The organism is Gordonia paraffinivorans NBRC 108238 (assembly GCF_000344155.1).
Classification (GTDB): Bacteria; Actinomycetota; Actinomycetes; order Mycobacteriales; family Mycobacteriaceae; genus Gordonia; species Gordonia paraffinivorans.
In genome coordinates this window covers 94,693-115,307 of sequence record NZ_BAOQ01000008.1, presented here as the reverse complement: position 1 = coordinate 115,307, position 20,615 = coordinate 94,693, and the positions used below count along the sequence as shown (strand labels likewise).

Genomic DNA, 20,615 nt, shown 5'->3' with positions numbered 1-20,615 from the left:
ATCCCAGCAGGGGTTTTCTGTTTACGTTGATGCGCCCGCGTGTGGTGCCAGCGCGTTCGCTTGTGCCGGCCGGCGAATTACTCGCCGGTCGCCTTCGCGATGATTTCCTTCGCCACGTTCGCGGGAACCTCCGCGTACGAGTCGAACACCATGGAGTAGTTAGCCCGGCCCTGGGTCTTCGACCGAAGGTCTCCGATGTAGCCGAACATCTCCGACAGCGGAACCAGTGCCTTCACGACACGAGCGCCGCTGCGCTCCTCCATGGCCTGGATCTGGCCACGGCGGGAGTTCAGGTCGCCGATGACATCGCCCATGTAATCCTCGGGAGTCGTGACCTCGACGGCCATGATCGGCTCCAGGATGACCGGGTTGGCCATGCGCGCAGCCTCCTTGAGGGCCTGCGCACCGGCGATCTTGAAGGCCATTTCCGACGAGTCGACGTCGTGGTACTGACCGTCGAGCAGGGTGACCTTCAGGTTGACCAGCGGGTAACCGGCGAGGACACCGTACTGCATGGCATCCTGGGCGCCCGCATCGACCGACGGGATGTACTCGCGCGGCACGCGGCCACCGGTCACCTCGTTGGCGAACTCGTAGGTCGCACCGTCCTCGGCGTCCACGAGGGGCTCGAGCTTGATGACGACCTTCGCGAACTGGCCGGAGCCACCGGTCTGCTTCTTGTGGGTGTACTCGTGCTTCTCGACCGTCTTGCGGATGGTCTCGCGGTAGGCCACCTGCGGCTTGCCGACGTTGGCCTCGACCTTGAACTCGCGACGCATGCGGTCGACGAGGATGTCGAGGTGGAGCTCGCCCATGCCGCCGATGACGGTCTGGCCGGTCTCCTCGTCGAGCTGCACCGAGAAGGTCGGGTCCTCTTCGGCGAGCTTCTGGATCGCGGTGCTCAGCTTCTCCTGGTCCGACTTGGTCTTCGGCTCGATGGAGACGTTGATGACCGGGTCCGGGAAGGTCATGGACTCGAGCACGATCGGCGCGTTCGGATCGCACAGGGTGTCACCGGTGGTGGTGTCCTTCAGGCCGATCATCGCGTAGATGTGGCCCGCGACCGCCTCGTCGACCGGGTTCTCCTTGTTGGCATGCATCTGGAAGAGCTTGCCGACACGTTCCTTCTTGCCCTTGGTCGCGTTGAGCACCTGGGTGCCGGCGTCGATGCGCCCCGAGTACACGCGCACGAAGGTCAGCTTGCCGAAGTACGGGTGAGCCGCGATCTTGAACGCCAGGGCCGCGAACGGCTCGTCCGCGGACGGCTTGCGCGACATCTCCTGCTCTTCGTCGCCGACGGCGTGACCCTGAACCGAGGGCACGTCCAGCGGGGACGGCAGGTAGTCGATGACCGCGTCCAGCATCGGCTGGACACCCTTGTTCTTGAAGGCCGAGCCACACAGCACCGGGTAGACCTCGCGGTTCACGGTGAGCTTGCGGATGGCCGCCTTGATCTCGTCGATCGTCAGCTCTTCGCCGCCGAAGTACTTCTCCATGAGTTCTTCGGACGACTCGGCAACGGTCTCGAGGAGCTGCTCGCGGTACTCCGCGGCCTTGTCGACCAGGTCGGCCGGGATCTCCTCGATGGTCGGCTCGGCGCCGATCTCGACGGTGCCGCGCCAGGTGATGGCCTTCTGCTCGATCAGGTCGACGACGCCGTCGAAGTTGTCCTCGGCACCGATCGGGAGCTGCAGGACCAGCGGCTTGGCGCCGAGACGGTCCTTGATGGTCTGGACGGTGAAGTAGAAGTCCGCGCCCAGCTTGTCCATCTTGTTGATGAAGCAGATACGGGGGACCTCGTACTTCTCGGCCTGACGCCACACCTGCTCGGACTGCGGCTCGACGCCCTCCTTGCCGTCGAACACGGCGACCGCCCCGTCGAGGACGCGGAGGCTGCGCTCCACCTCGACGGTGAAGTCGACGTGGCCCGGGGTGTCGATGATGTTGATCTGGTTCTTGTTCCAGAAGCAGGTCACGGCCGCGGAGGTGATGGTGATACCACGCTCCTTCTCCTGCTCCATCCAGTCGGTGGTCGAGGCACCGTCGTGGGTTTCACCGATCTTGTAGTTGACACCGGTGTAGAAGAGGATTCGCTCGGTCGTGGTGGTCTTGCCGGCATCGATGTGCGCCATGATGCCGATGTTGCGCACCTTGTTCAGGTCGCTGAGCACTTCCTGTGCCACTTAATCGCCTCGCAATTTCGCTAGAGCTGTTGGGTCTGGGATTGTTCCGGCCGCGGAGACCGGGATTCTGGTCTGAACTCGACGGCCTCCGCGGCCGGCAAGTGTCACCAGCGGTAGTGCGCGAACGCCCGGTTGGCCTCGGCCATCTTGTGGGTGTCCTCGCGGCGCTTCACCGAAGCACCGAGGCCGTTCGAGGCGTCGAGGAGCTCGTTGGCCAGACGCTCGACCATGGTCTTCTCACGACGCTGACGGCTGAAGGTGACGAGCCAGCGGAGCGCGAGCGTGTTGGCGCGGCCCGGCTTGACCTCGATCGGCACCTGGTAGGTCGCGCCACCGACGCGACGGCTCTTGACCTCGAGGGTGGGCTTGACGTTGTCGAGCGCACGCTTGAGGGTCACGACCGGATCGGTGCCGGTCTTCTCGCGGGCCTGCTCGAGCGCGCCGTAGACGATGCGCTCGGCGGTCGACTTCTTACCGTCCAGCAGAACCTTGTTCACGAGCTGGGTGACCAGCGGCGAACCGTAGACGGGGTCGTTGATCAGGGGGCGCTTGGGCGCGGGTCCTTTACGTGGCATTTCTGTCAGCTCCCCTTCTTCGCGCCGTAACGGCTGCGGGCCTGCTTGCGGTCCTTGACACCCTGGGTGTCGAGCGAGCCGCGGATGATCTTGTAGCGAACACCCGGGAGGTCCTTCACACGACCACCGCGGACGAGCACCATCGAGTGCTCCTGCAGGTTGTGACCCTCACCGGGGATGTAGGCGGTGACCTCCACCGAGCTGGTCAGGCGCACGCGGGCGACCTTGCGCAGCGCGGAGTTCGGCTTCTTCGGGGTGGTGGTGTACACGCGGGTGCACACGCCGCGACGCTGCGGGCTTCCCTTGAGGGCCGCGGTCTTGGTCTTCGCGGCCTTGTCGTGACGGCCCTTGCGGACCAGCTGATTGATGGTTGGCACTAGGTTGTCATTCCCTCTTCTTGTCGGTTGTGGTTGGTGCTCCGGGCAAGTCCGTTCCGGTCCCGGCTCGTGGCCGGGTCCCTCACGGGCTTCCACAACTCGCCCCACCAGCGAGTTCACGCTGGTCAGTACAATTTCGCTACCCCGAGGTCGGGCGTGTCATACACTCGACAGCGGATTCGCTCTGTCAGCCCGCGTCGCCGCCCTGCCGTGAGACCCCGGGGGATCTCGCGGACCGGCGCGTGAACCGTCGGCCGGGCATGCGGACTGGCCCGGCATGGGCCGGGCACCGACGATCCACTCTACCGATCGGGTTTACACAGGTCAAAAAACGGATCCCGTGCGCGACCTGCAGGTGAGCAGGTCGTGTGCGCTGAGGTCCGACGACGCTGTGAACTGGCATTACCCCAACCATGCTCGCACTCCGGGGGCCGCCGCGTCGAGACTTCGGCCAAGCCGTTACCCGGACCCACCCGCGTCGGCGGTGCCACCCGCCCGGACCTGCGCGGTCAGTGCCGCATAAGGACTGTCGGGATCACACGGCAGCCCGGCCGGCGAGTACTGGCCGCCGAACCACCGGTCGACGATCGTCGCCTGCCGCTCCATGTCGAGGTCCGCCCACGGGTGGTGAGCATCACCCGTCTCCCGGAGCCGGTAGACGTCCTCGCCGAGTTCGCCGCGGACCTGCACGGCCATCGCGTCGCCGAGATAGGACGCCGCCGAGCGCGCGTGGGCCACCTGCCACGCATGGACGAGCTCGTGGACGAGGAGCTGGCCCGGAGCAGGATAGGCCGACCCTCCGGGCTCGAGCGTCGCGTCGATTCGGGCGCCGAGGTTGACATAGGTCCGGCCGTCGGCGCCGGGGACCACGAACGCCCTCCCACCGCGACCGGGCAGGTCGGTGAGGACGACGTCGTCGAACCAGTCGGCCGGGCCGAAGACCCGCTCGGCCAGGCGCCGCTCGGCGCCGGAGAGCGGCCGATGCCGTAGCCGCGACCTCGCGAGCGCCGCGGCACCGATTCCCGCCGCCGCGACGACCGCCGGACCCACGGGCCCGAGCCAGATCCCCACGAGCGCGACATGGGAGGCGACCAGCACGCCGAGGGTCGGGGCCGGCCCGGCGGGCAGGCGGGAGGCACCGAGACGGCGGGCGGCCGTCAGCACCACACCGAGGAAGAGTCCGTAGGTCTTCCCCAGACCGATCAGCACTCGCCGGCGGATCACACCGACGAGTATCCGCGACCCGAGTGGCAGCACGCCCCCTGGACCGGGCGAATCCGGCAGGGGGCGTGGTGCGACGTGAGCCGATCCGTAGAGGTCTACGGGGTGTTGAACCAGGCGACCACCGAGGGCCATGCCTTCGGGTTGGTCTCGCCGTAGCCGATGTACGCGCCGATGAACGCACCGACGCCCGCGCCGATCCAGCCGAACACGATGAACCCGACGAGGCCGCCGATCAACGTGTAGAGCGGGGTGTTGCCGCGCCAGCCCTTGTTCAGCTCCTGCCACATGATGTCGTAGCGCTGCGCCTTGGTCAGCGGCTTGGCGGCGTCCTTCTTCGCCGCGGCATCGAGCAGGGCCCGGTAGTCCGCGGGAACGGTCGGGGTCAGCGCGACCCGTGTGCGGTCGGCGCCGACGGCGGCGCGCAGCGGGATCGTGAACCCGTCCATCTGCCCCGACAGCGGCATCGAGGTGACCGTCCGACCGCGGCCGTCGAGGATCTGCAGCGCAGTGGGCGTCACCGCGACGGTCCCCCCGCGCACGTCCACGATGACGCTGGTGTTGTCGTCGGCGAGTGCCGCCGACACGGTCGGCAATGCAGTCACCGCCGGTGCTGCGTGCGCGGTCGCGACCGGCACTGCCACGAGTACTGCACCCATCATGGCCAGCGCCATGATCCCTGCCCTGAGGTGCTTCATGTTCTCTTCTCTTTCCCTGGAGGATCATTCGCCCGCCGCGCGGGCCCGGTGATCCTATCCGGGAAGAGACACCCCACCACAATCGTCCCAACAGGCGAATCGGCCCGACAGCTCGGCGAAAGAGCTTGCACCGCAGCGCATTTGACATCGAATGACGTAGATCACTCCGGGGTCTGCGGCAGCTTCACCTTCGTCGCGCCGGGTTTCGCCGGGTTCGACGGCGGCGGCACGACCGGGCCGATGTCGCCGTCGGGCGCCTCGTCGAGGTCGACGACGACCGGCGCGTGGTCGCTGGGCTTGGTGCCCTTGCGCGCCTTGCGATCGACCCACGCCGCCTGGACGCGGCCGGCCACCTGGTCGCCGGCGAGGATCAGGTCGATCCGCATGCCGAGATCCTTGTGGAACATCCCGGCGCGGTAGTCCCAGTAGGTGTAGACCCGCTCGGAGGGCCACCGCTCGCGCACGACGTCGCGCATGCCCAGGGACTCGAAGCGGGCAAGCGCGGCCCGCTCGGGCGGGGTGACGTGGGTGTGCCCGACGAAGGCCTCCGGATCGAAGACGTCGGTGTCGGCGGGGGCGATGTTCATGTCGCCGCAGAGCAGCGTCGTCGACGGATCGGCGACCGCCCGGGCGAGCGACTCGAGCCACTCGAGCTTGTAGTGGTAGTGGTCGTCGTCGGGGGTCCGGCCGTTGGGCACGTACAGCGAGTAGATGCGCAACCCGCCGCAGACCGCGGAGACCGCGCGCGCCTCCAGGGTGTCGGGGTCGGGGTAGCCGGGCATCCCGTCGAAGCCGACCTGCACGTCGTCGAGCCCGACGCGCGACAGCAGTGCCACGCCGTTCCACTGCCCCTGCCCCACATGCGCGACCTCGTAGCCGCGCTCGGCCAGGTCGGCGCCGAGCACCTCGTCGAACGCGGCGTCGGAGAGCTTGGTCTCCTGCAGACAGACCACGTCCGGACGCCGCTCGTCGAGCCAGGGCAGCAGACGCGGAATCCGCTGCTTGACCGAGTTCACATTCCAGGTCGCCACGCGCATGCGCCCACGGTAGTACGACACACCGACCGACCCGGACACCGACCGACGGCCCTTTTCTTCGCCGGTGATGTGTGCCACGTTTGTCTCATCGACACCGTCTCACTGCGCCCCGATCGGACGCCACGACGCCAGGTCATCGAGCACTCGTGGCGGCGCTCGGCCATGTCCGGCGTGCGACCAGACGACGCGGTGCCCGAGCGCGTCCACGACATCGACTCCGCCGACCCGCTGCTCGACGCGGCGCGCCCGATCCTCGACGACGCGGCCGCCCGGCTCTCCGACACCGACGTCTCGTTGTTGCTCGTCGACCACGAGTGCCGGATGGTCTCGCGCGTCGCCTTCGGGACCTCGGTCGAGCGCCGCCTCGACGCGATCGGGGTCGCGCCCGGGGTGCCGCTCGGCGAGGACGTCGTCGGCACCACTGCGCTGGGCACCCCCGCCGAGATCCGCGGCGGGGTCGTCGTCAACAGCAGCGAGCACTACTTGGAGCAGCTGCGCTCGATCAGCTGCTACGGGCGGCCGATCATCCATCCGGCGACGCGGCGGCTCGCCGGGATCATCTGCATGTCGGAGATCGCGGAGCGCATCAACCCGCTGGCGGTTCCGCTCGTCGACGGCATCGTCGCCGACATCGCCGACCGCCTCCTCGACCGGTCGAGGGCGCATCAGCGCCGGGTCCTCGACGCCTTCCAACGCGCGGCCGGCCGCCGTGACCTCGCGGTCGCCGCGATCGGCGACGACCTGCAGCTCACCAATGCCCTCGCCGCCGAACTCCTCTCCCCGACCGACATCGGGGCGTTTCGCGTCCTCGCCACCGACCCCGCGCTGCGCGCGACGACGCTCCCACTGACCCTGGTGTCGGGAGCCGAGATCGAGGTCGCGGTCGAGCCGGTGGCCGGAACCCGCGGCGCGGCCCTCTTCCGCTTCCGCCCCGTCGTCTCCCCGCCGAGCCCGCCCACGCCCGGAGTCCGGGTGCCGTCGCCGACGAGCATCGCGGTGTCGGGCGAACCCGGCACCGGACGCACCACCACGGCACGTGCTCTCGCCGCCGACGCGGCCCCCGGCGTCGGTCCGGCCCTCCTCGACGTGGCCGACGAGCTGATCGCCGGCCGCACCCCCGACGTCGCGGCCGCCGTCGCCGGCGCGCGGTCGGCCGGGGTCCCGCTGATCGTCGACGGGGTGGACCTGCTCGACGACCGGTCCCTGGCGTTGCTGACCCGGGCCACGGTCTCGGCGCCGACCTCGTCGCCGCTCATCGTCGTCAGCGGCCCACGCGCGCAGGCCACCCCCGCGGTCGCCGCGCTGCTCGGCCGGTGCGCCACCCGCGTCGACCCCTTGCCGCTGCGCCACCGGACCTCCGAGCTGGCGGCGATCGCCAGCGGCATCCTCGCCGACATCGATCCCGACCTCACGTTGTCGGGATCGGCGACCGACGCGCTCCTCAGCCAGGACTGGCCGGGCAACTTCAGCGAGCTCGTGGCGGTCCTCCGCGAGGCCGCCACCGCCTGCCGGACGCGCATGGCGCGCGTCGTCGAGACCACCGACCTCCCCGCGGACCACCGCACCACCAGCCGGGCCGCCCACCTGTCCGGGCGCGAGCAGGCCGAGCGCGCCGCGATCGTCGACGCCCTCGAGCGAGTCGGCGGCAACAAGGTCCGCGCCGCACGCGACCTCGGGATCAGCCGCACCACGCTGTATGCGCGCATCCGCGCACTGGGGATCCAGGCACCCGGGCTCTAGGTACGGGCGCGGGCCGGGCCGGACGTCAATCGACCAGCGGATCGGCGAAGGTCTGCCGCGCGAGTGCGGCGATCAGATCGGTCTGGGTGACGATGCCGACCAGTACGTCCCCGTCGAGCACCGGCACCGCGTTGCAGCCACTCTCGGCGAGCATCGGCAGAAGCGCCGCGACCGGGGCGTCGGGCGCCGCGATGGGCAGCGTGGTGTCCATGACATCCGCCGCGGTCAGGGAACTGCCGTCGCGACGGAACAGCCGTCCGAACACGCGGTCCGGCCCACGTCCGGGACCGCCTCCCCGGAGACGGGAGACCAGATGGATCTGGAACACCACGCCGAGGAAACGACCGTTTCGCGTCACCACCGGCAGCGCGGTGAAGCGGTGTGTGTCGAACATCTGCGCCAGCTCGCCGACCGTGGAGCCCGGCGCGACCGTCACGAGATCCACGGACATGAAGTCGCTTGCGACCAGCGGGCCGGCACGATGTCCGGCCGCCTGGAGTTCGGCCGCGCTGACCAGGCGAGCGAGGTCGGCGACCCCGAGGTTCAGGGACTGCTTGTACCGGTTGAGGATCTCGGTGAGTTCGCCCTCGTCGAGGCCGATCCGGGCGCCGACCGAGGGCGCGTCGTCGAACCGCCGATAAGGGTAGCGGCGTCCGGTGACGCGGGCGTACACCGCGGCGAGCGCGACGAGACCGATCGTCCCCACCGCGACGGGAGCCAGGGCGAATCGGAACCCGAGCGCGTGCACCAGCTCCGGGCTCAGGGCCGCGGTCATGGCGACGGCGCCACCGGGCGGGTGCACGGCCCGGCAGACGATCATCGCGATCACCGCAACGCCCACGGCCAACGGGACACGCACCGGCGCCGGCGACACGAGCAGGGTGACGGCGACTGCGGCCGACGCCGAGACCGTGTTCCCGACGACGGCCGGCCACGGCTGCGCGAGCGGGCTGTTGGGCGCGGCGAACAGCAGGACCGCCGTCGCCCCGAACGGCGCGATGAGAAAGAGGCAGGTTCGCGAGTCGATGCCCGACGACGCCAACACCAGTCCGATCAGACCGAGACCGACGGCGGAGCCCAGGCCGGCGCGCAGTGCCTCGCGCGCGGTGACCGCCGCGGACGACGGCCCCAGCGAGCGCAGGGCGCCTGACAGCCTGGCGGAGGACGTGGACGCGGGCCGTGCCATCGGTCACCTTTCCGCGTCCTCGGTCGGGCGGCGGACGCCGCCCGACCGAGGAGAGAGGCTAGCCCCCGCTCGGGGCGTGCCCTCCCGCACCCCGCGCTGTCCAGGTCCGGTGTTCAGTTTCTGGACATGGCGGCGCTCTCGATCGGTGAGAGAAATGGTTCAGGTCACATATGACCCAGATCACCTATGGCCCCGAGCAGGACTCCGGCGGGCCGGTGATCTCGCCACGTTCGAGATGGAGGTTCCCATGACCGCAGTCGCCACCGAGCTGCTCCCGAGAGTTCGTGACTTCATCGCCCGCGACCGTCCCATGCTGATCGACGGCGACTGGGTGCAGTCGGCGTCGGGCCGCACCTTCGAGACCATCGACCCGGCCACCGCGCGGCCGATCACCTCGGTCGCCCACGGCGACGCCACCGACGTCGACCGCGCCGTCCGGGCCGCGCGCGAGGCCTTCGACAACGGCCCGTGGACCCGGATGAAGCCGAACGAGCGCGAGCGGCTGCTGTGGCGGGTGGGCGACCTGCTCACCGAACGCGCCGCCGAGTTCGGCCAGCTCGAGGCCCTCGACAACGGCAAGGCGGCGACCATCGCGACCGCCGTCGACGTCGCCTGGTCCGCCGACATCTTCCGCTACAACGCGGGTCTGGCCACCAAGATCACCGGCACCACCGTCGACGTGTCGATGCCGTTCGTCCCGGGCGGCGAGTTCCACGCGTACACCCTGCGTGAGCCGGTCGGCGTCTGCGGACTGATCGTGCCGTGGAATTTCCCGCTGCTCATGGCGGCCTTCAAGCTCGCCCCCGCGCTGGCCGCCGGTAACACGGTGATCCTCAAGCCCGCCGAGCAGACGCCGCTCACCGCGCTGCTGCTCGGCGAGATCTTCCAAGAGGCAGGCTTCCCGCCGGGCGTGGTCAACATCGTCACCGGCTTCGGCGACGCGGGCGCGGCGCTCGCCGCCCACGACGACGTCGACAAGATCGCCTTCACCGGCTCCACCGAGGTCGGCAAGAAGATCGTCGAGGCCGCCAAGGGCAATCTCAAGAAGGTGTCGCTCGAGTTGGGCGGCAAGAGCCCGAACATCGTCTTCGCCGACGCCGACTTCGAGAAGGCGGTCGCCGGATCGGTCGCGGCGTGGATGTTCAACCACGGCCAGTGCTGCGTCGCCGGGACGCGACTGTTCGTCGAGCGCCCCATCTTCGACGAGTTCACCGCGGCCGTCGCCGAGGCCGCCTCGCAGGCGAAGATCGGGCCGGGACTCGATCCCGCCACCGAACTCGGACCGCTGGTCAGCCAGGAACAGTTCGACCGGGTGTCGGGCTATCTGGCCGCCGGTCTCGCCGACGGCGCGCGCGCCCTCACCGGCGGAAAGCGCTGGGGCGACGAGGGCTTCTTCATCGAGCCGACGGTCTTCGTCGACGTCGAGCCCGACTTCTCCATCGTCCGCGAGGAGATCTTCGGTCCGGTCGTCGCGGCCATGCCCTTCGACGCCGACGCCGGGGTCGCGGCCGCCGCCAACGACTCGATCTATGGCCTCGCCGCCGGGATCTGGACCAGCGACCTGTCCAAGGCGCACCGCACGGCCCGTCAGATCAAGGCCGGCTCGGTCTGGGTGAACCAGTACAACGGCTTCGACACCGCCATGCCCTTCGGCGGATTCAAGCAGTCCGGGTGGGGCCGCGAGCTCGGCGCCGCCGCGATCGACCTCTACACCGAGACCAAGGCCGTCAACATCGCCCTCTGACCTCCCTCCCCCGAAGCCCCCTCAAGTGCAAAGGAGCACAGCATGACACTCACCACCAAGGCCGCCGTCCTCACCGGCCCCGGCAAGCCGTTCGAGATCGTCGAACTGGATCTCGACGAGCCCCGCGAGGGTGAGGTCCTGATCAAGTACACCGCCGCCGGCCTGTGCCACTCCGACCTCCACCTCACCGACGGGGACCTCCCGCCGCGCTATCCGATCGTCGGCGGTCACGAGGGATCCGGCATCATCGAGGCCGTCGGCCCCGGTGTGACCAAGGTGAAGCCGGGCGACCACGTCGTGTGCAGCTTCATCCCCAACTGCGGCACCTGCCGCTACTGTTCGACGGGCCGCCAGAACCTGTGCGACATGGGCGCCACCATCCTCGAGGGCTCGATGCCCGACGGCACCTTCCGATTCCATTCCGGCAAGGACGATTTCGGCGCGATGTGCATGCTCGGCACGTTCGCCGAGCGCGCCACCATCTCCCAACACTCGGTGGTGAAGGTCGACGACTGGCTTCCGCTGGACAAAGCCGTCCTGGTGGGTTGCGGCGTCCCGTCGGGCTGGGGCACCTCGGTGTACGCCGGCGGCGTGCGAGCCGGTGACACCGTGGTCATCTACGGCATCGGCGGTCTCGGCATCAACGCCGTGCAGGGCGCGGTGTCGGCCGGCGCCAAGTTCATCGTGGTCGTCGACCCGGTGCAGATGAAGCGCGAGGCCGCGCTGAAATTCGGTGCGACACACGCGTTCGCGGACCCGGCCGAGGCCGCCGCGAAGGTCAACGAGCTCACCTGGGGACAGGGCGCCGACCAGGCGCTCATCCTGGTCGGCACCGTCGACGAGGAGGTCGTCTCGAACGCGACCGCCGTCATCGGCAAGGGCGGCACGGTCGTCATCACCGGCCTCGCCGACCCCGCCAAGCTCACCGTCCACGTGTCCGGCTGCGACCTGACCCTGAACCAGAAGACGATCAAGGGCAGCCTGTTCGGCTCGGCCAACCCGCAGTACGACATCGTCAAGCTGCTGCGCCTCTACGACCAGGGCCAGTTGAAGCTCGACGAGCTCGTCACCACCACCTACACCCTCGATCAGGTGAACGAGGGCTACCAGGACCTGCGCGACGGCAAGAACCTGCGCGGCGTCATCATCCACGACAGCTGACCCACCCGCTGTCTCGCAGCTGTCGCACGCCCGCCGGGAGGTCTCACCTCGCGGCGGGCGTTCTGCGTTCCCGGGCCCGCCGTCGGGGTTCGGGGACCGCCGCCGCCATCCGACGCACCGATTCGGTGACACGCTGCGCCTGGCGGACCGGATCCGGATCGGCCGGTGCGATCCCCAGCTCGGCGGGCGCTCCGCCGGTGGCGACCTCGCGGTCCGTGGCAGCCTCGCGGAGGCGGGACTCGTCGACTTCGCCGTGCTCGAGGGCCGACACGGTCGCATCGACCGCGGCCCGCAGTTCCTCCACCGGGTCGGGAGCTCCGGCTCGGCGGTGTTCCGGCACGGCGGTCCCGGCACCGGCGGCCTCCACCGCCGACCAGGCGAGGCCGCGCGCCGCCCGGGTCGTCTCGCGCAGGTGCGGCCGCACCCGGCGCAGGGTCGCGCGATGGCTTCGGCTGAGCGCGAAGACAGCCGCGGTCGCAGCACCGAGGATCGCCGACTCGGCGGCGTCGAGCGCCCGCACCGCGCCGAGCACCGCATCGGAATCGGGGACCGCCTCGGAATCGGGGACCGCCCCGCCACCGGCGCCCGGTGAGGGTCGCCCGGTCCGGCGCAAGGCCACCGACGCCAGATCCACGAGCGCGTCGAAGTAGTCGTGCAACTTGGCGGCCAGGACCGGCGAGGTTGGTGTGCTCAGCACGAAGAACGCCGCGGCCGATCCCACCAGCGCACCGCACAGGGTCTCCTCGACGCGCCACTCGAGGACGTGGCGGTTGAGGACCCCGAGCAGGTCGTAGGTGTTGGTGAGGACGATGGTGATGAACAGGATCGTCCACGTGTAGGAGACGGAACCGAGGTAGAAGGCGAAGAACACCGCGCAGACGACGATCACGTACTGCACGTTCGGGTGTTCGCCGATGAGGAGGACCAGGGCGACGCCGACCAGCAGCCCGACGACGGTGCCCTGCACTCGCTTGACGGCCTTGGTGAGAATCGCCCCGCGCGTTGCCATCCCGTTGAACACCATGAAGGCGCTGAGCACCGCCCAGTACCACCGGCTCGCGGAGATCAGATCCCCGACGATCAGTGCCGCCGAGCAGGCGACCACCACCTGCAGCGCGAAGCGCGTGGTGTCGGGCCGGGCGGGCTTCGCGGCGGGTTTCGACTCGGCCCCGGGGTTCGAGCGTGCCGTGGACTCTCCCGCGGCGGGCGGACCGGTGGGCGGCCGCGACGCCGGTGTGGGCCCGGGTGCCGGCGGAGTCTCGGGTTTCTTCCGCCGATGGATCTCGATCGCCCGGAGTTCGGCGGTCGCGGAGGCGACGACGCCGAGCGTCGCGATGGTCGGATCACCGTCGGTGAACGCCTCGTCCTGTTCGAGGACGGGCGGTCGCGTCTCGGACCGCAGGAACTCCCGGACCAGCGACACGGCCGCGGCGACGTGTCGGTCGCCGCCGCGTTCGGCGACCAGGAAGGCCGCCTGCTCGCAGGACAGATGCAGCATCGCGACGCGCCGCGACAGCGCCTCCGCGTCGGCATCGGCGTACAACGCGGTGTCGTAGTCCTTCTGCCAGTCCGCGATCTCGCTCGCGGCCGCCGACAGCCGGGTGACGGCCCCCGCCAGGCGGTCCCGGTCTTCCGCCGCGTCGGCGTGCCCTGCCTCGACCGCGACCCGGAGCAGGTCGTCGGCGCAGACACGCATGCCCCGTATCAGACTCTCGAGTTCCCGACCCGGACGGTCCGGGATGAGGACCAGCCGGACGAAGAGCGCGGTCGCCACCGCGATCACCACCAGCCCGCACAACACCGGCAGGGCGTGCAGGTCCGCCTTCATCACCACCGCGAAGAAGAAGACGAAGAACCCGAAGAAGGAGAGGGCGCTGCCGCGCGGCCCGAATCGCGTCGACCACGCGGCGAGCCCGGCGATGGCCACGAAGGCCACCGCGCGCGCCACCGTCAGGTCGCGCAGCAGGCACGCGATCAGCGCCGCCGCGAAACCGGGGATCAGCAGTGCGACGGTCGTGATGATCCGGGCACGGGAGGTGGCGTCCTTGACCGCCCCGACCGTCGCCCACAGCGACAGGAACCCCGCCGACAGTTCCGCCGCGGCCGGGACGTCGACCACCGTGCGGATCGCGACGACGAGAAGCGCGCCGATCGCCATGGCCGATGCGCCGCGGGCGGCCTTTCGCAGGCGTGCCGCCCCCGGATCGTGGGTCGTGAGCAGTGCGGTCAGCGCGAAGGGCGGGGCCATTCCGGAATTTTCGCATCAACCCCGCCGTCCGCACATGTGCGCAGGGGCGTGTTCGTGCCAGTCCGGCGAGGCGGCGTCTGCGGCGGATCACCGGGTGCTTGAATCTCGGTGTGACAGCGACCTGGTGGATCCGCATTCTCCGCATCGCCTTCGCCGCCCTCGGCACCGCGGCCCTGGTCTACCAGGTGATGGTCCGGTGGGGCGACGCCGATTTCTCGCTCGGCAACTTCTTCGGCTACTTCACGGTGCTCAGCAACATCGCGGCCGCGATCGTGCTGCTCGTCGGCGGGCTGTTCGCACCGACCTCGCCGGGCTGGGAGTGGTTCCGCGGCGCGGTCACCACCTGCATGGTGATCACCGGGATCGTGTACGCGCTGTTGCTCAGCGACGTCGACGTGGACGTCACCTACAGCTGGGTCAACGACGTCCTGCACCGCATCATCCCGCTGGTGATACTGGTGGACTGGGTCGTGGTGCGGGCACGCCGGCTGCCCCCGCGCAGCTGGCTGACGTGGCTGGCGATCCCACTCGTCTACGGCGTCTACACCCTCATCCGGGGCCCGTTCGTCGACTGGTACCCGTACCCCTTCATCGACCCGCGGGAGCAGGGCTACGTCTCGATGACGATCTCGCTGATCGTCGTCTTCGTCGGCATGGCCTTCATGTCCTTCGGCGTGTACTGGGCCGGGACGTTCGGCCGGACGCGGGAACCGGCGGGCGACTGACGGCTCGTCGGCACCGATTCACGTCGCCCGCGACACCATTCCGGATCGGCGACCCCGATTGGTGTCGCCGATCCGAAGCGGTGTCGCGGCGAACGCGGGCACCCGGACGAGTGGACGAGCGCGGGCGATCCTGTTGCCGGTCGTGGCGGTGCTCAACGGACTCGCTCGACCGTCGTGACCCTCGGGAAAGGTCACGCGGCCTCGTCCACCCCCAGGGCGACCGCGAGCTGTTCGCACCAGGTGTCGACGACCAGTGCGCGACGCGCCGAGTCGTCGGTCAGGGTGTCGGCCAGACCGAGGCCGCGCGCGAAGTCGAGGGTGGCCTGCACGAGCCGGAAGCCCTTCTCGTCGTCGGGCGACACCCCCATCGCCGCCATGGTCCGCTGGTGCGCCGCGCGGGCGAACTTCGCCTCGAGCGGCAGGATCAGCTTGCGCAGGGCGGGATCGGACGCGGCCGCCGCCCAGACCTGGAGGGCGGCCTTGAATTCCGTCCCGGTGTAGACATCCACGATCCGCCGGACCGCCGCCAGCACCCGGGCCGAGCTCATCGGCTCGTCCGGGCCGGCGATCTCGCTGTCCGACGCCGCGGTCAGGTCGTCGAAGACCTGCTCCAGGGCTGCGGTGATCAGCGCCTCCCGTGTCGGGAAATGATGCTGGGCAGCACCTCTCGAGACCCCGGCACGCTCGGCGACCGCGGCGACGGTGGCCGCGGACCAGCCGTCCGCGGCGAGCGCGTCGATCGTGGACCGCAGCAGGCGTTCGCGCGTCCGGCGTGAACGTTCCTGCTGCGGCTCACGGGAGTTCGAGGCGACTGTCACCGATGCTCCTCGATCCTGCCTCAGTACGACTTGGGCAGCCCGAGGCTGGTCTGCGCGACGAAGTTGAGGATCATCTCGCGGCTGACCGGGGCCACGCGCGCGATGCGCACGAGGCTCAGCAGCGGCGCCATGCCGTACTCGGTCGTCAGGCCGTTGCCGCCCATCGAGTGCACGGCGTGGTCGACGATGTTCTTCGCGGCCTCGGCGGCGGCGTACTTCGCCATGTTTGCCGGCTCGGCGGCGCCCCAGTCGTCGCCCGCGTCGTAGAGCGTCGCGGCCTTCTGCATCATCAGCTTGGCCATCTCGAGCTCGATCTTGCCCTGCGCCAGCGGATGTGCGATGGCCTGGTGCGCGCCGATCGGGGACTTCCACACCTGGCGGCTGTTGACGTACTCGACGGCCTTGCCCAGCGCGAAGCGCCCCATGCCGATGGCCGATGCCGCGGCCATGATCCGCTCCGGGTTCAGGCCGGCGAACAGCTGGCTCAGCGCGGCGCCCTCGTCGCCGACGAGTGCGTCGGCGGGCAGCCGGACGTCGTCGAGGAAGAGCTGGAACTGCTTCTCCGGGTTCACCAGCTCCATGTCGATCATGGTGTAGGTGAAGTTCTCCGCGTCGGTCGGCACGATGAACAGCGCCGGCTTGAGCTTGCCGGTCTTGGCGTCCTCGGTGCGGGAGACGATCAGCACGGCGTCGGCCTGGTCGACGCCGGAGATGAAGACCTTCTGGCCCGACAGCAGCCAGTCCGAGCCGTCGCGGCGGGCGGTGGTGGTGATGTTGTGCGAGTTGGAGCCGGCGTCGGGCTCGGTGATGCCGAAGGCCATCGTGATCGAGCCGTCGGCGAGACCCGGCAGCCACCGCTGCTTCTGCTCGTCGGTGCCGAAGCGCGCGATGATGTTGCCGCAGATGGCCGGCGACACGACCAGCATGAGCAGGCCGGTTCCGGTGGCGGCGAGTTCCTCCATGACGATGGAGAGCTCGTACATGCCGGCACCGCCGCCGCCGTACTCCTCGGGGAGGTTGACGCCGATGAAGCCGAGCTTGCCCGCCTCCTGCCAGAGCTCGTCGGTCTTGCGTCCCTCACGGGCACACGTCTGGAAGTAGTCCGTGCCGTACTTGGCGGCCAGGCCGGCGACCGCGGCGCGCAGTTCGGCGCGTTCCTGGGTCTCGACGAAGGGGTTGGGAGCAGTCATGAGCTGTGATGTCCTCTCGTTCGTTCTGGGGTGCGCCGGGTCAGGCCTGGTAGCCGAGTCGCTTGGCGGCGAGACCGGTGAGGATCTCGGTGGTGCCGCCGCCGATGCCGATGATCCGCATGTCGCGGTACTGGCGCTCGACCTCGGTGCCGGTCATGTAGCCGAGGCCGCCGTGCAGCTGGACGGCCTTGTTCGCGACCCACTCACCGGTCTCCACGGCGGTGTTCTTGGCGAAGCAGACCTCCGCGATGAGGTCGTCGTTCGAGGTGACCTTCCGCTCGACGACAGCACGCGTGTAGGTGCGGGCGATGTCGATGCGACGGGCCATCTCGGTGAGCGTGTCCTGCACCGACTGGCGCGCGATGATCGGCTTGCCGAAGGTGTGGCGGTCACGCGCCCACTGCAGGGTCAGGTCGAGGCAGCGCTGGGCGCTGGCGTAGGCCTGCACCGCGAGGCCGGAGCGCTCGGTGACGAAGGCCATGGCGATCTGGGCGAAGCCGGAGTTCTCCGCGCCGACGAGGTTCTTGACCGGCACGCGCGCGTCGACGAAGGACAGTTCGGCGGTGTCCGAGCAGCGCCAGCCCATCTTGTCGAGCTTGCGGGTGACGGTGAAGCCGGGGGTGTCCTTCTCGATGACGAGCAGCGAGACGCCGCCGGCGCCCGGGCCGCCGGTGCGGACGGCGGCGACGACGAAGTCGGCCCGGACACCGGAGGTGATGTAGGTCTTGGAGCCGTTGACGACGTAGTGGTCGCCGTCGCGGACGGCCTTGGTGGTCAGGTTGCCGACGTCGCTGCCGCCGCCGGGCTCGGTGATGGCGAGGGAGCCGATCTTCTCACCGGCCAGGGTCGGGCGGACCCACCGGTCGATCTGCTCGGGATCGCCCGCCGCGATCAGGTGCGGCAGGGAGATGCCATGGGTGAACAGGCCGGAGAAGATGCCGCCCGCGGCACCCGCGTAGTGCAGTTCCTCGGCGAGGATGGTGGTGTCGATCAGGTCGCCGCCGGAGCCGCCGACCTCTTCCGGGATGCCGAGGCCGAACAGGCCGAGCTTGGCGGCCTCGCGGTGGAGTTCACGCGGGATCAGACCGTCGCGCTCCCACTCGTCCTGGTACGGCAGGATGTGCTTCTCGACGAACTTCCGCACCATGGAACGCAGTTCGAGGCGTTCCGGCGTGTCCCAGACGTTCGGGCTGGCAATGGGCACCCGTGGCTCCTTTTTCTAGATCTATGTGGGTTGTGGCTGAGGGTGTGTCGCCGTGGTTCGCGGCGGTTCAGGCCCCGCGGGGTTCGCGTCCGCTGCCGGGAGGGCCGGCGAAACACTGTGCGATCCCGGACCATTCGACGGCGTCGTCGCCGATGAACTCCAGGTCGAGATCGGCCCGCGCACGACGCTGGGTGACCAGCGAGCAGAAGTCGAGCGCCGACCCGCGGACGATGTTCGACGCATCCTCGGGACCCCAGGTCCAGGTCTCTCCGGACGGCGCGGCGAGTTCGTAACGGAAGGGCTCGGCGGGCGCGGTCTTGCCGTTGACCATGTACGCGAAGTCGCGGGTGCGCACGCCGATGTGCGCGATGTGCCGCAGCCGCTCGGTCGGCAGGATCGTCACCCCGAGCGCGTCGGCGACGTCGAGTCCGTGGGCCCAGGTCTCCATGAGGCGCGCGGTGGCCATCGACGCGGCCGACATGGGCGGGCCGAACCACGGGATCTTCACCCCGTCGGCGACGTTGCGCAGGGCGCCGGCGAGCTCGCCGCGGGCCTTGCGCCAACGCGCCAGGAGCTCCTCAGCAGGCGCCCCCGCACCCGCCTCGGCGGCGTCGTCGACATAGGTCTCCGGGCTGGCGCCCTGCAGCGCCTCGGTCAGGAGCGCGGTGAACTTCTCGGCGTCGGTGGCCGCGATCGTGGCGACCTCGTCGGTCCAGGCCAGGTGCGAGATCTGGTGGGCGACGGTCCACCCCTCGGCGGGCGTGGGCGTCGCCCATCCCGCGTCGTCGAGGTCGGCTACCAGCGCGTCGAGCTGTGCGGACTCGGCTTCGAGATCGTCGACCACCTGATGGACGGCTGAGCGTGCATCGGACATGCCAGCAGAGTCACACACGCAACCAGAAAAATCAAGCACGCTTGATTGTTTTTTCCGTAGACGATCACCGCGAACGGCGATCCGCGCAGGTCAGTGGTAGTGGACGTCGAGGGTCGCGCGGCTGAGCAGCACGTCGTCGTAGGAGGTCATGGTCGCCTCGAAGGACGAGATGCGACGACCGGTCTTGATCGGCGCCACCTCGACGGTGACCTCTCCCCCGTCGACGGCCGGCGAACGATAGAAGCCGATCGCCATGTCGCCGATCGAGTGGTCCCGCCCCGGCCCCGCGTGGAGGTGCCCGGCGAACGAGCCGGCCTGGCCGACGATCGTCGCGATCACGCCGCCGTGCATGGTGCCGAACATGTTGCCCATCCACGGTTCGGTCTGGACGCGGAAGCGGACGCCCGCGTCGCGGTCGGAGGCGCCGTCGAGGATCTCGACCGTGCCGTTGAGCATCTCGGCGAGCGGGCCGGGCTCGCGCACCTTGGTGGCGATCTCCTCGACGACCTCACGACCCGTGAGATCTGCCGGGATCGGCTCGGGCAGGGCCACGGTCGCATCGCAGGTCGCCGGCGGCATGCCGATCTCGCCGGACGGGGTCTCGCCGACCGGGGCGCGGCCGACGCGGACGTTGCGGGCGGTTCCCACGCAACGCAGCTCCCCCGCACCGGTCCGGATCTCCACGGTGGTCGATCCCCATGCATCGTCGTGCATCACGACGTCGGCGCGGGCGGCGAGGGTGTCTCCGACCTGCGCGCGCCCATGGGCGGAGAGCGACAGTCGCGCCTGCAGGGTCGCGGCGGCGGGGTCGCCGTGGACCTGATGGAACGGGATGCCGCCGGCGTGATCGAAGAGCACCGCGAGCGCGGGCAGCTCGATCAGCCCTCGATGGTCGGCGAAGCGGGAGCACAGCACCTGCTCGGCCCGGACGCTCCGCTCCGAGACCTCGATACCACCCACATGGAAGGCGGAGAGCGGGTCACGGGGCTCGGCATGCTGCGTCGTCGTCATGGCTCCCCTTGTATCAGCAGGAGGCGGGAGCACTCACATTGAGGAGTTCAACATCACTACCGTAAGCTGGCTTAGACGTTTCCAGAGTGACGGGAGATACACATGGGACGCAAGACAACTGCAGTACTCGGAGCTTTCGCGGCATTCGGCGCACTGACCCTCGGCGCGGCGACCGCTTCTGCCGCGCCGGGTGAGCATCCGCTCAGCGTCGACCAGATCCCGAACGCCGGCATCACCGTGGGCTCCAACGGCATCAGCGGCGGCTTCGTCGCCTCCGTCCTGGCCTCGGGCACCGAGCCCGGGGTCACGCAGTTCTCGTTGGACACCACCCCCACCGAGGCCTGCGCGACCAACCTCAAGGGCGCCAGGGTCGGTCTCTCGTGGACCAACAAGACCACGGGCGCGTCCGGCAGCAAGGTCTTCGACGCCTGCACCGACGGCCGCCCGGCCGACGGCGCGGCGGTCGAGACCGGCGCCGGCCAGATCCAGTTCACGACCACGATCATCGGCCAGAACGACCAGTCGTTCACGGTGGTCCCCGGCAGCGGTTCGTTCACCCGCTGACCCGACTCCCGGGCCTGCCGGGGATCGTCCGACATCCTCGGCAGGCCTTGGCAGTAGAC

At 69.7% G+C, this 20,615-nt stretch carries 18 protein-coding genes; 5 read left to right on the top strand and 13 right to left on the bottom strand.

The window, feature by feature from the left end; genetic code table 11:
* Positions 1-77 precede the first annotated feature (77 nt).
* From fusA to GP2_RS04680, 6 genes are all read right to left on the bottom strand, one after another.
* Entirely contained in the window at positions 78-2,183 is a 2,106-nt protein-coding gene (fusA, locus tag GP2_RS04705; protein ID WP_006899327.1) for an elongation factor G, read from the bottom strand.
* Between the two features lie 104 nt (positions 2,184-2,287).
* The gene (gene rpsG / locus GP2_RS04700; RefSeq protein ID WP_006899326.1) at positions 2,288-2,758 is read right to left on the bottom strand and encodes a 30S ribosomal protein S7; all 471 of its coding nucleotides are present in this window, start codon (positions 2,756-2,758) and stop codon (positions 2,288-2,290) included.
* Between the two features lie 5 nt (positions 2,759-2,763).
* Positions 2,764-3,135, bottom strand: coding sequence for a 30S ribosomal protein S12 (gene rpsL / locus GP2_RS04695; protein ID WP_006899325.1), 372 nt, complete (start codon positions 3,133-3,135; stop codon positions 2,764-2,766).
* 459 nt (positions 3,136-3,594) lie between these two features.
* The gene (locus GP2_RS04690) at positions 3,595-4,359 is read right to left on the bottom strand and encodes a hypothetical protein (RefSeq protein ID WP_230824839.1); all 765 of its coding nucleotides are present in this window, start codon (positions 4,357-4,359) and stop codon (positions 3,595-3,597) included.
* A gap of 95 nt (positions 4,360-4,454) precedes the next feature.
* Entirely contained in the window at positions 4,455-5,054 is a 600-nt protein-coding gene (locus tag GP2_RS04685; protein WP_006899323.1) for a DUF8020 domain-containing protein, read from the bottom strand.
* 161 nt (positions 5,055-5,215) lie between these two features.
* Positions 5,216-6,091, bottom strand: a complete 876-nt coding sequence (locus GP2_RS04680) for an exodeoxyribonuclease III (RefSeq protein ID WP_040526400.1) — start codon at positions 6,089-6,091, stop codon at positions 5,216-5,218.
* A gap of 69 nt (positions 6,092-6,160) precedes the next feature.
* Here GP2_RS04680 and GP2_RS04675 point away from each other — a divergent pair, with 69 nt between their 5' ends.
* Complete coding sequence (locus tag GP2_RS04675) at positions 6,161-7,831, top strand: sigma-54-dependent Fis family transcriptional regulator (RefSeq protein WP_006899321.1); 1,671 nt, start codon at positions 6,161-6,163, stop codon at positions 7,829-7,831.
* Positions 7,832-7,856: 25 nt separating this feature from the next.
* Here GP2_RS04675 and GP2_RS04670 read toward each other — a convergent pair whose 3' ends face one another.
* Entirely contained in the window at positions 7,857-9,017 is a 1,161-nt protein-coding gene (locus GP2_RS04670; protein ID WP_006899320.1) for an HPP family protein, read from the bottom strand.
* A 247-nt stretch (positions 9,018-9,264) separates the two neighbouring features.
* Between GP2_RS04670 and GP2_RS04665 the strand changes: the two genes are divergently transcribed.
* Together GP2_RS04665 and GP2_RS04660 are read left to right on the top strand one after the other, a co-directional pair.
* The gene (locus GP2_RS04665; protein ID WP_006899319.1) at positions 9,265-10,761 is read left to right on the top strand and encodes an aldehyde dehydrogenase family protein; all 1,497 of its coding nucleotides are present in this window, start codon (positions 9,265-9,267) and stop codon (positions 10,759-10,761) included.
* A 42-nt stretch (positions 10,762-10,803) separates the two neighbouring features.
* Positions 10,804-11,922: an NDMA-dependent alcohol dehydrogenase gene (locus GP2_RS04660; protein ID WP_006899318.1), complete on the top strand. Its 1,119-nt coding sequence runs from the start codon at positions 10,804-10,806 to the stop codon at positions 11,920-11,922.
* A gap of 43 nt (positions 11,923-11,965) precedes the next feature.
* Here the strand turns inward: GP2_RS04660 and GP2_RS04655 are convergent, their stop codons facing one another.
* On the bottom strand, positions 11,966-14,170 hold the full coding sequence (locus GP2_RS04655) for an FUSC family protein (protein WP_006899317.1): 2,205 nt from the start codon (positions 14,168-14,170) through the stop codon (positions 11,966-11,968).
* Positions 14,171-14,280: 110 nt separating this feature from the next.
* Between GP2_RS04655 and GP2_RS04650 the strand changes: the two genes are divergently transcribed.
* Positions 14,281-14,895 carry a Pr6Pr family membrane protein gene (locus GP2_RS04650; protein WP_040526398.1) on the top strand — a complete coding sequence of 205 codons (615 nt, stop codon included), beginning with the start codon at positions 14,281-14,283 and terminating at the stop codon, positions 14,893-14,895.
* Between the two features lie 191 nt (positions 14,896-15,086).
* Here the strand turns inward: GP2_RS04650 and GP2_RS04645 are convergent, their stop codons facing one another.
* The 5 genes from GP2_RS04645 to GP2_RS04625 form a co-directional block, all read right to left on the bottom strand.
* Positions 15,087-15,713 carry a TetR/AcrR family transcriptional regulator gene (locus GP2_RS04645; RefSeq protein WP_006899315.1) on the bottom strand — a complete coding sequence of 209 codons (627 nt, stop codon included), beginning with the start codon at positions 15,711-15,713 and terminating at the stop codon, positions 15,087-15,089.
* Between the two features lie 20 nt (positions 15,714-15,733).
* The gene (locus GP2_RS04640; protein ID WP_006899314.1) at positions 15,734-16,903 is read right to left on the bottom strand and encodes an acyl-CoA dehydrogenase family protein; all 1,170 of its coding nucleotides are present in this window, start codon (positions 16,901-16,903) and stop codon (positions 15,734-15,736) included.
* Between the two features lie 40 nt (positions 16,904-16,943).
* Complete coding sequence (locus tag GP2_RS04635) at positions 16,944-18,107, bottom strand: acyl-CoA dehydrogenase family protein (protein WP_006899313.1); 1,164 nt, start codon at positions 18,105-18,107, stop codon at positions 16,944-16,946.
* A 67-nt stretch (positions 18,108-18,174) separates the two neighbouring features.
* Positions 18,175-18,981 (bottom strand): TIGR03084 family metal-binding protein, encoded by an 807-nt coding sequence (locus GP2_RS04630; RefSeq protein ID WP_006899312.1) that lies wholly within the window; start codon positions 18,979-18,981, stop codon positions 18,175-18,177.
* Between the two features lie 90 nt (positions 18,982-19,071).
* On the bottom strand, positions 19,072-19,992 hold the full coding sequence (locus GP2_RS04625) for a PaaI family thioesterase (RefSeq protein ID WP_006899311.1): 921 nt from the start codon (positions 19,990-19,992) through the stop codon (positions 19,072-19,074).
* 102 nt (positions 19,993-20,094) lie between these two features.
* On the opposite strand from GP2_RS04625, the gene GP2_RS04620 reads away from it, so the two are divergent.
* A complete protein-coding gene (locus GP2_RS04620; RefSeq protein ID WP_006899310.1) occupies positions 20,095-20,556 on the top strand; it encodes a hypothetical protein in 462 nt (153 codons plus the stop codon).
* Positions 20,557-20,615 lie beyond the last annotated feature (59 nt).

Coding starts and splice junctions, on each gene's coding strand:
- GP2_RS04670 (WP_006899320.1), bottom strand. CDS start 9,017: ATGGCACGGCCCGCGTCCACGTCCTCCGCCAGGCTGTCAGGCGCCCTG.
- GP2_RS04680 (WP_040526400.1), bottom strand. CDS start 6,091: ATGCGCGTGGCGACCTGGAATGTGAACTCGGTCAAGCAGCGGATTCCG.
- GP2_RS04630 (WP_006899312.1), bottom strand. CDS start 18,981: ATGTCCGATGCACGCTCAGCCGTCCATCAGGTGGTCGACGATCTCGAA.
- GP2_RS04620 (WP_006899310.1), top strand. CDS start 20,095: ATGGGACGCAAGACAACTGCAGTACTCGGAGCTTTCGCGGCATTCGGC.
- GP2_RS04655 (WP_006899317.1), bottom strand. CDS start 14,170: ATGGCCCCGCCCTTCGCGCTGACCGCACTGCTCACGACCCACGATCCG.
- GP2_RS04685 (WP_006899323.1), bottom strand. CDS start 5,054: ATGAAGCACCTCAGGGCAGGGATCATGGCGCTGGCCATGATGGGTGCA.
- rpsG (WP_006899326.1), bottom strand. CDS start 2,758: ATGCCACGTAAAGGACCCGCGCCCAAGCGCCCCCTGATCAACGACCCC.
- GP2_RS04640 (WP_006899314.1), bottom strand. CDS start 16,903: ATGACTGCTCCCAACCCCTTCGTCGAGACCCAGGAACGCGCCGAACTG.
- GP2_RS04625 (WP_006899311.1), bottom strand. CDS start 19,992: ATGACGACGACGCAGCATGCCGAGCCCCGTGACCCGCTCTCCGCCTTC.
- GP2_RS04665 (WP_006899319.1), top strand. CDS start 9,265: ATGACCGCAGTCGCCACCGAGCTGCTCCCGAGAGTTCGTGACTTCATC.
- GP2_RS04660 (WP_006899318.1), top strand. CDS start 10,804: ATGACACTCACCACCAAGGCCGCCGTCCTCACCGGCCCCGGCAAGCCG.